The sequence below is a fragment of the Streptomyces sp. NBC_01381 genome (assembly GCF_026340305.1).
In the GTDB taxonomy this organism is placed as follows: domain Bacteria; phylum Actinomycetota; class Actinomycetes; order Streptomycetales; family Streptomycetaceae; genus Streptomyces.
Genome location: NZ_JAPEPI010000002.1, coordinates 512,796 through 526,372 on the forward strand (window position 1 = coordinate 512,796; position 13,577 = coordinate 526,372).

The 13,577-nt window shown below is 72.7% G+C and carries 14 protein-coding genes; 8 read left to right on the forward strand and 6 right to left on the reverse strand.

Annotation, left to right across the window (positions count from 1 at the left end; all coding sequences use genetic code 11):
* The first annotated feature begins 106 nt into the window (after positions 1–106).
* The 5 genes from OG453_RS24100 to OG453_RS24120 all read left to right on the forward strand — a co-directional run bounded on the left by OG453_RS24100 (position 107) and on the right by OG453_RS24120 (position 5,849).
* Entirely contained in the window at positions 107–2,230 is a 2,124-nt protein-coding gene (locus OG453_RS24100; protein WP_266870539.1) for a hypothetical protein, read from the forward strand.
* A gap of 115 nt (positions 2,231–2,345) precedes the next feature.
* Positions 2,346–3,260: an ABC transporter ATP-binding protein gene (locus OG453_RS24105; RefSeq protein WP_266870540.1), complete on the forward strand. Its 915-nt coding sequence runs from the start codon at positions 2,346–2,348 to the stop codon at positions 3,258–3,260.
* Positions 3,254–3,988: an ABC transporter permease gene (locus tag OG453_RS24110; RefSeq protein ID WP_266870541.1), complete on the forward strand. Its 735-nt coding sequence runs from the start codon at positions 3,254–3,256 to the stop codon at positions 3,986–3,988. The genes OG453_RS24105 and OG453_RS24110 overlap by 7 nt, the downstream gene beginning before the upstream one ends.
* Entirely contained in the window at positions 3,985–5,202 is a 1,218-nt protein-coding gene (locus tag OG453_RS24115) for a histidine kinase (protein WP_266870542.1), read from the forward strand. The genes OG453_RS24110 and OG453_RS24115 overlap by 4 nt, the downstream gene beginning before the upstream one ends.
* Complete coding sequence (locus OG453_RS24120) at positions 5,199–5,849, forward strand: response regulator transcription factor (RefSeq protein ID WP_266870543.1); 651 nt, start codon at positions 5,199–5,201, stop codon at positions 5,847–5,849. Before OG453_RS24115 ends, OG453_RS24120 begins: the two co-directional genes overlap by 4 nt.
* A gap of 153 nt (positions 5,850–6,002) precedes the next feature.
* Here the strand turns inward: OG453_RS24120 and OG453_RS24125 are convergent, their stop codons facing one another.
* A complete protein-coding gene (locus tag OG453_RS24125) occupies positions 6,003–6,833 on the reverse strand; it encodes a transglutaminase-like domain-containing protein (protein WP_266870544.1) in 831 nt (276 codons plus the stop codon).
* A 48-nt stretch (positions 6,834–6,881) separates the two neighbouring features.
* On the reverse strand, positions 6,882–7,358 hold the full coding sequence (locus tag OG453_RS24130; RefSeq protein WP_266870545.1) for a DUF2000 domain-containing protein: 477 nt from the start codon (positions 7,356–7,358) through the stop codon (positions 6,882–6,884).
* A 49-nt stretch (positions 7,359–7,407) separates the two neighbouring features.
* Here OG453_RS24130 and OG453_RS24135 point away from each other — a divergent pair, with 49 nt between their 5' ends.
* Complete coding sequence (locus tag OG453_RS24135) at positions 7,408–8,238, forward strand: AraC family transcriptional regulator (protein WP_266870547.1); 831 nt, start codon at positions 7,408–7,410, stop codon at positions 8,236–8,238.
* On the opposite strand, the gene OG453_RS24140 is transcribed toward OG453_RS24135, so the two are convergent.
* Together OG453_RS24140 and OG453_RS24145 are read right to left on the reverse strand one after the other, a co-directional pair.
* On the reverse strand, positions 8,231–9,067 hold the full coding sequence (locus OG453_RS24140; RefSeq protein WP_266870548.1) for a transglutaminase-like domain-containing protein: 837 nt from the start codon (positions 9,065–9,067) through the stop codon (positions 8,231–8,233). The genes OG453_RS24135 and OG453_RS24140 overlap by 8 nt on opposite strands.
* Before the next feature lie 43 nt (positions 9,068–9,110).
* Positions 9,111–10,121 (reverse strand): GNAT family N-acetyltransferase, encoded by a 1,011-nt coding sequence (locus OG453_RS24145; protein ID WP_266870549.1) that lies wholly within the window; start codon positions 10,119–10,121, stop codon positions 9,111–9,113.
* Between the two features lie 143 nt (positions 10,122–10,264).
* Between OG453_RS24145 and fdxA the strand changes: the two genes are divergently transcribed.
* Together fdxA and OG453_RS24155 are read left to right on the forward strand one after the other, a co-directional pair.
* Complete coding sequence (gene fdxA / locus OG453_RS24150) at positions 10,265–10,585, forward strand: ferredoxin (RefSeq protein ID WP_266870550.1); 321 nt, start codon at positions 10,265–10,267, stop codon at positions 10,583–10,585.
* Between the two features lie 93 nt (positions 10,586–10,678).
* Positions 10,679–11,791 carry a bifunctional succinyldiaminopimelate transaminase/glutamate-prephenate aminotransferase gene (locus tag OG453_RS24155; protein WP_266870551.1) on the forward strand — a complete coding sequence of 371 codons (1,113 nt, stop codon included), beginning with the start codon at positions 10,679–10,681 and terminating at the stop codon, positions 11,789–11,791.
* 64 nt (positions 11,792–11,855) lie between these two features.
* On the opposite strand, the gene OG453_RS24160 is transcribed toward OG453_RS24155, so the two are convergent.
* Positions 11,856–12,344 (reverse strand): ATP-binding protein, encoded by a 489-nt coding sequence (locus OG453_RS24160; RefSeq protein WP_266870552.1) that lies wholly within the window; start codon positions 12,342–12,344, stop codon positions 11,856–11,858.
* 302 nt (positions 12,345–12,646) lie between these two features.
* A complete protein-coding gene (locus tag OG453_RS24165) occupies positions 12,647–13,567 on the reverse strand; it encodes a heavy metal transporter (protein ID WP_266870553.1) in 921 nt (306 codons plus the stop codon).
* Between the last annotated feature and the right edge of the window lie 10 nt (positions 13,568–13,577).

Genomic DNA, 13,577 nt, shown 5'->3' on the forward strand with positions numbered 1-13,577 from the left:
GGCGGTCACAGGATGACTGCCGACGGCGGCCAGTATGGTGGTGCGCGCCGCCGAGCCGCCCGCGTTAGGACGAGACGGGCGGCGGAGCCAACCGGGAGAACCTGCCTTGAGTCGTGAAACTGACAGTTCGTCCTCCGGGCCCCAGGGGCGCGGTGGAGCCGCTTACCCCTCGGGGACGCCGCCGTACGGCTCCCCCGCGTCGGACGGCGCCGTGGACGGCGCGCAGCGGCAGGCCGCCGACGAACGGCCCGACGAACCCAAGACCGAGACCACGCTGACCACGCGCATCCGGATCAACATCCCCGGCTCGCGCCCCATCCCGCCGGTCGTCATGCGTACGCCCGTCGGCGACGGCGACGTGGCTCCCGGGCGCCCGGAGGACGCGGGCAGGGCGAGGGACGGCTCCGCCGCCGGAAACGGCGCGGGCGCCTCTGCTTCCGTGCCCGCTCCAGGCGGCCCCGTGGGCGGGCAGGGCGCCGGGGGCTCCGCGCCCGCCGCGGGTGGATCCGCCCCCGCGCAGCCGGAGGAGAAGACGAGCGACTGGTTCGCGCCGCGCAAGAGCGGCGGCGCGACGAGCAGCGGCGCGACGAGCGGTGGCGCGGGCGGCAGCGCGAGCGGCCCGGGTGCCGGTTCCCCCGGCAGCGGCTCCGGAGGCAACAACGGCTCCGCGCCCGCCGGTTCGGGCGGCAACGGCTCCGGTACGGGAGCCTTCGACGTGTCCGGCGCCGTGGCGTCGGGCCCCCTCGGCTCGGGCGCCCCGCAGAACGGCGACCGGCAGCGCGGGGATCTGCCGTACTTCACCGGAGGCGCCGCGGGCGACGGCGGGCGCGGGCCCGCGGGACCGACGAGCGGCCCGGTGACCGGCGAAGGGCCGATGACGCCCTCCGCACGCCCGACGCCCCCGTCGAACCCGGCAGCTCGCCCCAACCCGGCGGCCCCCGGCGCCCGTCCGGGCGCGGGCACGGGCACCGGCATGAGCGACGACACCGCCATCCTCACGCCCCAGAAGGCGGGCCCCGTCACGGGCCCCGGCGGCGCCCCGCGTCCCCCCGCCGCAGGCCAGGGCGGCCCCGTCTCCATCCCGGGCGGCCCCACCGCGCCCGCGCCCGGAGCCAATGTCTCGGGCGACACGCTCACCAGCGGCATCCCCGTCGTACCGCCGGCCCAGAACTCGCCGTTCGCCACGGGCCCGCACCCCGAAGCGCCCGTGCCGCACACGCCGCCGAAGCTCCCCGAGCCGGTGCAGCCGAACGTGCCGGCCGCGACGTCCGCCCCCAAGAAGAAGGGGCGCAACAAGCTCGTCCTGGTGGGCGTCGGCGTGGTCGTCGTGGCCTGTGGGGCGTACGGCGCCGGACTGCTGATGAACCACGCCGACGTGCCGAAGGGCACCACCGTGCTCGGCGTCGACATCGGCGGCGGCACCCGTGACGAGGCCGTCAAGAAGCTCGACGCGGCGATCGGCAAGGACGTCATCAAGCCCCTGAAGCTGTCGGTCGGCGGCGAAGAGGTCACGCTGGAGCCGGAGCAGTCGGGCCTGACGGTGGACAGCCAGGCCACGGTCCGCAACGCCGCGGGCAGCGACTACAACCCCGTGTCGGTGATCGGCTCGCTCTTCGGCGGCGAGCGCGTCGCCGAGGCCGAGATGCCCGTCGACGAGGAGAAGCTGGCGGCCGCCCTGGAGCGCGCCGCGGGCGCGTCCGGCTCGGCCAAGGAGGGCTCGGTCAAGTTCGTGCCCGGCAAGGCCGTGCCGGTGTACGGCAAGGAGGGCAAGGGCATCGACGTCGACGCCGCGACCACGGCGGTGTCCGAGGCGTACAAGAAGCAGGTCGAGACCGGCAGCGCCGGCACCGTCGAGCTGCCCGTCACCACGCGCAAGCCGACGGTGTCGAACGCCGAGGTCGACAAGTTCATGACCCGGTTCGCCGAGCCCGCGATGTCCGCCAATGTCACGATCAAGGCGGGCACGAAGTCGATCCCGTTCGGTCCGGCGAAGTCGCTCCCGAAGGTCCTGCAGACGCAGGTCCTGAAGAACGGCACGCTGCAGCCGCACTACGACCTCGTCGAGCTCAAGAAGCTCTACGGCAACGTCTTCGACGGCGTACTGATCCAGCGCGGCAACGGCGACAAGACGCCGGTCCAGCCGCAGGACGTCGCCAACGCGATGAACCAGGCGCTGATCGGCAAGACGCCCGCCGAGCGGATCGGTGTGATCGAGACGAACGCGAGCTGAGCGCTTCGTCGGAACAGCCGGGGCGTCCCTGAGGGGGCGCCCCGGTTTCGTATGACATCTGTCATCCCGGACCCGCAACACACGACACTGCCGCCGTGCGTCGCCCCTGGCGACGATGGAACGCATGACAGCAGTGAGCTTTGACCGCGTGACCAAGAACTACGGGGACGTCCGTGCCGTGGACGGTCTCACGCTCGACCTTTCCCCCGGCGAGACCGTCGCGCTCCTCGGGCCCAACGGGGCCGGCAAGTCCTCCACCCTCGACCTGCTGCTCGGCCTGCGGCAGCCGGACAGCGGCACCGTGCGGGTCTTCGGCGGGAGTCCGCGCGAGGCGATCACCGCCGGGCGGGTCGGCGCGATGCTGCAGAGCGGCGGCCTGATGGGCGAGGTCACGGTCCGCGAACTGGTGCGGCTCGCCTGCGAGCTGCACCCGAGGCCACACCGCGTGAACGACGTGCTCGCCCGCGCGGGCGTCACCCAGCTCGCCGACCGCAAGGTCGACAAGCTCTCCGGCGGTCAGGAACAGCGCGTCCGCTTCGCGCTCGCGACTGCGGGAGCCAGTGACCTGATCGTCCTCGACGAGCCGACCACCGGCATGGACGTCACCGTCCGCCAGGCCTTCTGGGCCACCATGCGCGAGCAGGCGGACCAGGGCCGCGCCGTCCTGTTCGCCACGCACTACCTGGAGGAGGCCGACGCGATCGCGGACCGCGTCCTCGTGCTGCACCGGGGGCGGCTCGTCGCGGACGGCACCGCCGCCGAGATCAAGGCGAGGGCCGGGGCCCGCAAGGTCTCCTTCGATCTGGAGACCATCGACGAGGCCGGCGCCCGCGAGCTGCGCGCGCTGCCCTCCGTGACCGCCGCCGACGTGTCAGGTCACACCGTCCGGCTCCGGACGACGGACGCCGACGCCACCGTGCACGCGCTCTACGGGCTGGCTCTGTACCCCCGGAACCTGGAGGTCACGGGCCTCGGCCTGGAGCAGGCCTTCGTGGCGATCACCGAGGCCGAGGAGGCCAAGGCATGCTGATCAAGCTGGAGATCATCCGCGCCCTGCGCAACAAGAAATTCCTGTTCTTCTCGGTGCTCTATCCCGCGCTGCTCTTCCTGCTCATCGCGGGCGGCCAGGACGCCACCGACAAGGTCGGCGGCACGGGTCTGGGCGTGCCCGCCTTCATGATGGTCTCGATGGCGTCGTTCGGGGCGCTGACCGCCGTCCTGATGGGCAACAGCGAGCGCATCGCCAAGGAGCGCGAGAGCGGCTGGGTGCGGCAGTTGCGCCTGACCAGCCTGCCGGGGCGCGGCTATGTCCTGGCGAAGACGGCGAGCGCGGCGGTGGTCAGCCTGCCGTCGATCCTCGTGGTGTTCGCGGTCGCGGCCGCCGTCAAGGACGTCCGCCTCGACGCCTGGCAGTGGCTCGCGCTGACCGGGGCGATCTGGGCGGGCAGCCTCTGCTTCGCGGCGCTCGGGGTGGCCATCGGCTATCTCGCGACCGGCGACGCGGTCCGCCCGATCACGATGATCGTGTACTTCGGTCTCTCCGTGCTCGGCGGCCTGTGGATGCCCACGACCACCTTCCCGCAGTGGCTGCGCGACATCGCGTCCTGGCTGCCGACCCACGCATACGCTGCCCTCGGACAGGCCATCGAACTGGGCGACGCCCCGCACGCGAAGGACATTGCGCTCCTCGCCGGGTACTTCGTCCTCTTTGCGGGCGGCGCGGCATGGCTGTACCGGAAGGACACCCTGAAGGCGTGAACGACACCGACGGCACCGAGCGGGACCATCCCCTGCACAGCTTCGGACAGCCGGTGCGGGACCGCCGCCAGCTGCTGACGAAGGCGCTGTGGATCGGCATCTGGCTGGTCTTCCTCGCCAGTCCGGTGCGGGACCTGGTGGAGAGCGAACGGAGCGGCGTCGCCACCGCGCTCGGCTGGCTCGGCCTGGCCGCCTTCGTGGCCTGCTATCTGTCCGTGGTGTTCCGGTACACCGCCAAGGTCTTCGACTGGCGTGTGGTGCGCTGGTCGCTCGCGGCGCTCCTCGCGCTCGCCGTGGTCCTCTCGTTCGCGTTCGGGACGGCCTGGCTCGGGCTTTTTGTGTACGTCGCCGTGTCCGCCGGGGCGGTGCTGCCGATGGGGCAGGCGATGTGGGTCATCCCGGCCGTCACCGGCGTGATGGTGGCGGTCGGCCTGCGCACCGACAGCCTCGGGGACCTCCTTGGCAGCCTCGCCGTGCTGACCCTCCTGGTCGGCTTCGCGATGACCGGGGTGCGGCAGTTGGTCCGTACGACGGTCCAGTTGCGGCAGGCGAGGGCGACCGTCGCCCAACTGGCCGCCAACGAGGAGCGGTTGCGGCTCGCCCGCGATCTGCACGACCTGCTCGGCCACTCCCTCTCCCTGATCACGCTGAAGAGCGAGCTTGCCGGGCGGATGCTCCCGGACCACCCCGACAAGGCGGCGCAGCAGGTGGCCGACATCGAGCAGGTCAGCCGCCAGGCGTTGGTGGACGTCCGCGAGGCGGTCTCCGGCTACCGCAGGCGCACCCTCGCCGGGGAACTGGCGGGCGCCCGCACGGCGCTGGCCGCCGCCGGTGTCGAGGCCGATGTCCCGCTCGATCCGCCCGCCGAACTGCCGGGCGAGGAAGGGGAGGCGGCGCTCGCCTGGGCCCTGCGCGAGGCGGTGACGAACGTCGTGCGGCACAGCGGGGCGCGGCGCTGCACGGTGGCGTTCACCTCGCGGCAGACCCTCGACGGGCCGATCGTCGAGCTGTCCGTGGAGGACGACGGCGGGGGCGGCTCGGGTGCCGCGCCGGGCAACGGTCTGACGGGCCTCGCGGAACGCCTGGAGGCGGTCGGCGGTGTGCTCGAGACGAGTCCCGCCGGGCGCCGCGGCTTCCGGCTCGAGGCCCGGGTGCCGCGGGGCCGGGGAGCGGCCGGGGACCGCGAGGCCTCGGCTCTAGGATCTTCCACATGAGCGGCGCGAACAGCGAAAAAGAGACCCAGGGCGGCGGCACGGACATCAGAGTGCTGCTCGCCGAGGACCAGTCGATGGTCCGCGAGGCGCTCGCCGCGCTGCTCGGCCTGGAACCGGACATCGACGTGGTCGCCCAGGTGGCCCGCGGCGACGAGGTGCTGGCCGCGGCGCGCGCCCACGCGGTGGACGTGGCGCTGCTCGACATCGAGATGCCGGGCCGCACCGGAATCGAGGCGGCCGCCGAACTGCACGCGGAACTCCCGGAGTTGAAGATCGTCGTCCTCACGACCTTCGGCCGCCCCGGCTATCTCCGCAGCGCGATGGAGGCGGGCGCCGACGCCTTCCTGGTCAAGGACGCGCCGGCGGCCCAGCTCGCCGAAGCGGTCCGCAAGGTCCTCGCGGGGGAGCGGGTCATCGACCCCACACTCGCCGCGGCCGCGCTCGCCGGAGGCGCGAACCCGCTGACGGACCGCGAGCGCGAGGTCCTTCGCGCGGCGGCCGACGGCTCCACCAACGCCGAACTGGCCACGGCCCTGCACCTCTCCCCGGGCACGGTCCGCAACTACCTCTCGACGTCCATCCAAAAACTGACGGCCCGCAACCGCGCGGATGCGGTGCGCGTAGCCCGCGAGAAGGGCTGGCTCTGAGGGACCCGGGCCCCGCGCCGCCGTGGCCTCCGGGTGCATTGTGTCGGCGGCGGTTTGGCCGGTGGCGGCCGCGACCGGCGGTCCAGGATCAACGCGCCGATGTGGTGCGTATCGCCCGCGACAAGGGCTGGCTCTGAGAGCGCCGAACCGGCCTCAGTTCAGCATCGCCCGTGCCGCCCGGGCCTCCCTGCGCAGCGCGTCGGCGGTGGCCCGGTCGGTGGCGGCCACCTCGTCGGCGTACGTCTCGATCTCCGCGGCGCCGGTGCGGAACTCGCCGCGCTGGACGAGGAGCCGGGCCCGTTCGTAGTGCAGACGGTGCTGCGGCGACGGCAGCAGGAGGCAGAGCTCGACCGCCCACAGCGCGACGTCCGTGCGCTCGGGGCGGGCCGCCGCCCAGGCGCGGATGTTGTTGAGGATGCGCAGGACGATGTTGAGCGGCTCCGCAGGGCTCAGCATCGCCGGCTGGGGCGGCGCGCCCGTGGCCCCCACCACCAGCAGCTCCACGTCCGACCGCGTCAGGACCCGGCCCCCGTCGAACGGGTTGGCGAGCACCCGCTGGTCGCCCGCGCCGAAGCCGACGACGAAGTGGCCCGGCAGCGCGACCCCGTGGACGGGCGCGCCCGCCCGGCGCGCGACCTCGATCCACACCACCGAGAGGAGGATGGGGAGGCCTCGGCCGCGCCGCAGGACCTCGTGCAGGAGCGCGGACTCCAGGCGCTGGTAGTCGCCGGGCCTGCCCTTGAACCCGCAGCGCCCGCCGAGGAGTTCGGCGAGCTCCATGGCCCACAGCAGGGGGTCGCAGGGCGGCCCGGGCAGCAGCTCCGCGAGCCGGTCCAGCTTCCGGCAGGCCGCGTCCATGCCGGCGTCGTCGAGCTCCGCGTCCGCCTCCGCGCCGATCAGCAGGCAAAGACGCGCGAGATCGGGCCGCGCGGACCGTGCCTGATCGGCGAAGAGGCGTCGCCGCTCCGGGGATCGGGGGTGCATACGTGCCTGGTGCCCGGCCGGGCCGATCGCTAGCGCTCCGATCTCCGCTCAGGGGTGCATCCGGGCCCCCTTCAGGACCTTGTCCACGCCACCCCGCGCCCCGTACACCAGGAGCCCGACCAGATCGAGCTGGTCCTTCGGCACGGCCCGCACCGCCGCCCGGTTGTCCCGGTCGTTGCCGGTGCCGAACAGGTCCGACGTGAAGACGGCCCTGGGCAGCGAGCGGGACAGCGCACGACCGTGCGCGGCGGTCAGCGTCTCCTTCGTCCCCTCGAAGACAAGAACGGGCTGGCGGAACATCGGCAGGTAGGGGGTGCCGTCGGCGTCCTCGTACGGCTCGCCGATCACCTCGGGCGCCGCCGTACCGAGCCCGCTGACCAGGAACGCGGTCACGTTCAGGCGCTGCCAGGGCTCCAGGTCGTCGCGGAGCAGCACGGCGATCTTCGTGTCGAAGCGGACGGGCGCCGTGTCGGCGGCGGCCCCGGCGGTGTCTGTATCAGCGCTGGTCTCAGGGATGTTTCTCATGCTTCGAGACTGCCGAGTGGCCCGCTCGCACGTCTTGTACGTTCCTTGCATGGTGGCCCGGCAGGAGATCTCCGCATGGCGCCCGCCGGTCGCGGGCATCGTGGAGGTCTTCCACGCCCACTTCACCGAGCACACGTACCCGATGCACGTCCACGACGCGTGGACCCTGCTGATCGTGGACGACGGAGCGGTCCGCTACGACCTGGAGCGCCATGAGCACGGCACGCCGGGCGACACCGTCTCGCTGCTCCCTCCGCAGGTCCCGCACAACGGCTCGCCCGCCACCCCCGACGGCTTCCGCAAGCGCGTGCTCTACCTGGACATGACGCAGCTCGACGCGAGCTTCATCGGCCCGGCGGTGGACGGCCCCGACCTGGTGGACCCCGTCCTGCGCCGACGCGTGGGGCAGCTGCACGCGGCCCTCGCGCGCCGCGGCGACGAGCTGGAGGCCGAGAGCCGCCTCGCCCTGATCGCCGAGCGGCTGCGCGGCCATCTGCGCCCCAGGCTCACCACGGGCACGACCGGCCCGCCAGGGCGGGGCGTCGCCCAGAACCTCCGCGAACTCCTCGACGAGCGGCTGCTCGACGGCATCACCCTGGCCGAGGCCGCACGCCTGGTGCACGCCCACCCCACCCATCTCGTACGGGCCTTCAGCGGGGCCTTCGGCATCGCACCGCACCAGTACGTGATGTCCCGCCGCGTCGACCGCGCCCGCAGTCTCCTCCTGGCGGGCCGGCCCCCGGGCGAGGTGGCGACCGCCGCCGGCTTCTACGACCAATCGCATCTCACCCGGCACTTCAAGCGGGTGGTGGGCATCGCGCCGGGGCGGTACGCCCGCACCGCAAAGGGCACCAAATGGCCCTCCGCGCCCGTCAGTTGAGCATCGCGCGAGCCGCCCGCGCCTGGTCCCGCACCCGGTCCGCCGTGGTCGGCTCCACCGCCGTCACCACATCGGCGTACGTCTCAAGCTCCGCCGCGCCGCCGAGGAAGTCGCCCCGCTGGACGAGGAGCTGGGCCCGTTCGTAGCGCAGTCGCGCCGGGTGTGCGGGCAGCAGGAGGGAGAGCTCGACCGCCCACAGTGCGACGTCCGTGCGCTCGGGGCGGGCCGCCGCCCAGGCGCGGATGTTGTTGAGGATGCGCAGGACGATGTTGAGCGGGTCGGCGGGTCTGAGCATCGAGGGGTTCATCGTGCCGCCCGACGAACCGGCGACGAGCAGCTCCGCGTCCGAGCCGCTCAGCAGCCGCCCGCCCGCGAACGGGTCGGTCAGCACCTGCTCCTCGCGCGGCCCGAAGCCGACGACGAAGTGGCCGGGCAGCGCGACGCCGTAGACGGGCGCGCCCGCCCGGCGCGCGACCTCGATCCACACCACCGAGAGGAGGATCGGCAGGCCGCGGCGGCGCCGAAGCACCTCGTGCAGGAGGGAGGACTCCAGGCGCTGGTAGTCGGCGGGCGTCCCCAGGAACCCGCAGCGCGCGCCGAGGAGTTCGGCAAGCGCGGCCGCCCACTCCCGGGCGCCGCCGGGCCGGTAGGGCAGCTGCCCGGCGAGGTCGTCCAGCTCGATCTGCGCGGCGTCGATGCCGTCGTCGCCGAGTTCCGGATCGGCCTCCGCACTCACCAGGAGGCACAACAGGGACAGGTCGGGCCGCTCGGACCTGGCCTCCTCGGCGAACCTCCGCCGCGTCGCGGACGTCCTTGACTCCTCGTGCATGCGTGCCTCGTGCCTTACTTACCGAGCCGGCCCCGGCGGGAACCTACCGAGCCGACGGGTATCGATAGTGGTGGTACGTGTGGTGCGCCGCGAAGCCAAGACCGCCGTACAGCGCCCGCGCACCCTCGTTGTCGTCCTCGACCTGCAGCCAGGCCGCCGAAGCGCCCTCGGTGAGCGCCTGCCGGGACAGCGCGGCCATCACCGCGGTCGCGAGCCCCTGGCGCCGGTGCGCCGGATCGACCTCGACCGCCATGAACCCCGCCCAGCGCCCGTCCACCACGCACCGGCCGATCGCCGCGGGACCCGCGTCGGGAGAGGCCCCGGGCACGGAAGCGAACCACACCGAGGGGCCGCTCGCCAGCACCTTGAGCACATGAGGTCCCGGCACCCCGAATCGCTTGTAGCGGCGCAGCCACGCGTCGTCGTAGGAGCGCGAGAGCCGCACCCGTTCCACTTCCGCCTCCAGATCGCCGAGCGGTGCGAGGGCGCCGATGTGCAGCTGCGCGCTCGCCTCGCGCTGCCAGCCCCGCTCTTCGAGTTCCGCGCTGAGCAGCTCCTGGGTGCCATCGGCCCCGGTCGCGGTCTGGATGTACGAGGGCAGCTCCCGCTCCGCGTACCAGCGGCGTACGTGATCGAGTGCCTCGTCGAGCGGCAGGCCGGGGTCGCCGAGCGGCAGCACGGAGTTGGCCCGACGGGTGAAGCCGGCCGCCGCCCGCAGCTCCCACTCGCCGAGCATCTCGCTCTCGACCGGCTGCCAGGCGCGCGCGGACACCCGGGCCAACTCCGCGTAGGAGGCTGCGGGACCACGCCTGCGGGCCGGAGCCGGGGGTACGACCTTGCCCGCGACAAGGGAGCTTTCCACGATGCGGACACGCTGGCCGTCGCGGCGTGTGATCAGTACCACACCCTCGTTCCACGATGTGAGAACACCCACCGTGTCGGTGAACTTACCGCCCGTCTCGGCCCCTGCGTTCAACTGCCGCACGGAAACCCTTCTGCCCACGTCAGCAGGGGTAATCCGCACCTCAAGCCGTCCGCCCGCAGTGAATTCCACAGCTCTGTACGCCCCTCCTGTTCGGATCATGCTCGGGAACGGAGATACTAGAGGTGGGCATCGACGACGCCGCGCTCCCGCGCGCCAGGCGAGCGGAGCCTGAGGACGGCCCGCCAACGCCCGTATCGAGGAGGAACGACAGCGTGACCTACGTCATCGCGCAGCCTTGTGTCGACGTCAAGGACAAGGCGTGCATCGAGGAGTGCCCGGTCGACTGCATTTACGAGGGCTCCCGGTCCTTGTACATCCACCCGGACGAATGCGTCGACTGCGGAGCCTGCGAACCGGTCTGCCCGGTCGAGGCGATCTTCTACGAGGACGACACTCCGGAAGAGTGGAAGGACTACTACAAGGCGAACGTCGAGTTCTTCGACGAGCTCGGCTCGCCCGGTGGTGCCAGCAAGCTCGGCCTGATCGAGCGCGACCACACCTTCATCGCCGCATTGCCGCCGCAGAACCAGTAACGGCTGCTTGAAGCGCCGCCCCGGTCCCGTACGGCACATCCTGCCGTACGGGACCGAGGCATTTGTCCGCCCACGCATTACGGGAGTCAGCACGTGTCCGCAGTCTCTGGAGTCTCTGGTCTCTCTGGCCGCCTTCCCGCCTTCCCCTGGGACAAGCTCGAGCCCTACAAGGCCACGGCCGCCGCGCACGCCGGCGGAATCGTCGACCTGTCGGTGGGCACGCCGGTCGACCCGGTGCCCGAGCTGATCCAGAAAGCGCTGATCGCGGCCGCGGACTCGCCGGGCTATCCGACGGTGTGGGGCACGCCCGAGCTGCGCGACGCGATCACCGGCTGGTGCGAGCGGCGCCTGGGGGCACGCGGCATCACGCACCGGAACGTGCTGCCGGTCGTCGGCTCCAAGGAACTGGTGGCCTGGCTGCCGACCCAGCTGGGCCTCGGCCCGGGGGACGTCGTCGCCTACCCGCGGCTCGCCTACCCGACGTACGAGGTGGGTGCCCGTCTCGCGCGCGCCGACTACGTCGCGTACGACGACCCGATGGAGCTCGACCCCACGAACCTGAAGCTCCTGTGGCTCAACTCGCCCTCGAATCCCACCGGTCGCGTCCTGTCCAAGGACGAGCTGACCCGCACGGTCGCCTGGGCGCGTGAGCACGGCGTCCTGCTCTTCAGCGACGAGTGCTACCTGGAACTCGGCTGGGACGCGGAGCCGGTCTCGGTGCTCCACCCGGACGTGTGCGGTGGCTCGTACGAGGGCATCGTCGCCGTCCACTCGCTCTCCAAGCGGTCGAACCTGGCGGGCTACCGCGCGGCGTTCATCGCCGGTGACGAGGGCGTCCTCGGCGAACTCCTCCAGATCCGCAAGCACGGCGGCATGATGACGTCCGCGCCGACGCAGGCCGCCGTCGTCGCGGCGCTCGGCGACGACCAGCACGTGCGCGAGCAGCGCGAGCGGTACGCCGCCCGCCGCACCGCCCTGCGCGACGCCCTCCTGAAGCACGGCTTCCGCATCGAGCACAGCGAGGCGAGCCTCTACCTCTGGGCGACCCGCGACGAGTCCTGCTGGGACACGGTGGGCCACCTCGCGGAGCTCGGCATCCTCGTCGCGCCCGGCGACTTCTACGGCCCCGCGGGCGACCGCTTCGTCCGTGTGGCGCTGACCGCGACCGACGAGCGGGTGGCCACGGCGGTCGAGCGACTGGCCTGAGCGCGCACGGGGAGGGCCCCGGAGCCATCGGCTCCGGGGCCCTCCCCGTGTCGGTGCGCGGCGGTCAGCCGATCGGCAGGTCCTTGACCGGGAGCCGGTCGGTGGGCAGGCTGCCCTTGGCGACCGAGTCCGTCGGCAGGCCGCCGGCCAGGCGGTCGGTGGGCAGACCACCCTCGGTGGCCGTGTTCGCGGTCTCGCCGAGCAGCTTGCCCGCGCTGCCCGCGACGCCGCCAGCGGTCTTCTGCGCCGCGGGGGTGGTCGTCTTGGCGCCCTTGCCGACGGTCTTGGCGCCCTTGCCGACGGCCTTGCCCGTGGTCGCGGACTTCTTCACGGCCTTGTTGCCGGTCTCGCCCGCGAGACCGGTGACCTTCTGTGCCGCGCCGTCGACGGTGCTGCCCAGGCCGGCACCGTCGAGGGCGCTGACGCCGCCGAGGTCGGGGGTGGCGGGGAGTTCGGCGGCGCTTGCGGAGCCGGCCGCACCGACCACGGGAGCCGCCCCCGCTGCGATGAGCAGCGCGGCGCGGGCGATCCGGCGGGTCAGGGGGAGGGACATGATGCTCCTTCAGACGGGAGAGAACGTGGGTGTGTCCGGCCGGATGGGGCCCGGCGTTCGGACGCAGTGAATACCGCTCGAAGCCCGCGAAGGTTGCGGTGGCCGAATGTAAAGAGTTGGCAATGCATCGCATAATCGGCTCGGATAAAATCGGGCAAAGGTCTCGCCTCGCGCGAGTCTGCTGAATCGTCAATGCCCTGTGTTCGCAAGGGGTTTGGCGGATGTGGCGGGCGGTGCGCGAAAACCTGGACGGTGCGTCGCCCGTGAGTGATCAGCGTGGTCCGATCGGGTGATGCGCCGTACTACTGCCCAGTGACGATTCGGACCTCGCCCGCGCCGTTCCCGGCGTCCGTGCCCGACTCGTCCGCGCCCGCCTTGCCGGGCTTGTGCCATTCCTTGCCGGAATCCCCGACACGCCACTCCCGGCCCGCGTACGACACCTTCTCGATGCCGAGCGCGGACGCCTGGGCCACCGCCCAGTGCGCCAGCTCCCAGCCCCGCTGTCCGGCGCCGCCTTCGGTGGTCCCCGCCGTCGCGGACACCGGCACGGTCACCGCGCGGCCGTCACCCTCGGGCGCCACATCGCGGCCGAAGTCGCGCACGAGCGCGGCCCGCACCTGAGCCGGATCGCCCGGCGCCGCGGGCTTCCGGCCCTCGCAGCTGAGCGTGGCGGGGGCGCGGCCGGTCAGCGCGGCGGCAAGCAGCGCCGCGTCCGGCTCGTGCTTCGCGTACGCCTGGGGATAGCCGCTGCGCTGCACGCGCTGGGCGGCGACCGTCAGAGGGAGGCGGGAGTAGCCGGGGACCTTGTCGAGATGGGCGTAGAAACGCGCGGCCGAGTACGCCGGGTCCATGATCTGTTCCTCGTTGCCCCAGCCCTGCGAAGGCCGCTGCTGGAAGAGACCGAGCGAGTCCCTGTCGCCATGGGTGATGTTGCGCAGACCGGACTCCTGCAGGGCGGTCGCGAGGGCGATCGTCACCGCGCGCTCGGGCATGCCGCGCGACGTGCCCACGGCGGCGACCGTCGCGGCGTTCTCCGCCTGCTCGGCCGAGAACTCGTACGACGCCCCGTCCCCGTTGCCCGAGACGACCTCGCAGCGTGGCGCGGCTCTGCCCCCGGAAACGTACTGCACCACCACATAGCCGACGAGGGCGAGCAGGACCGCGACGGCCGCCCCGGTACGGAGGAGGCGGCCGCGCCGGACGAGGGTGGGGGGCTCAGGCACGCGACCAAGG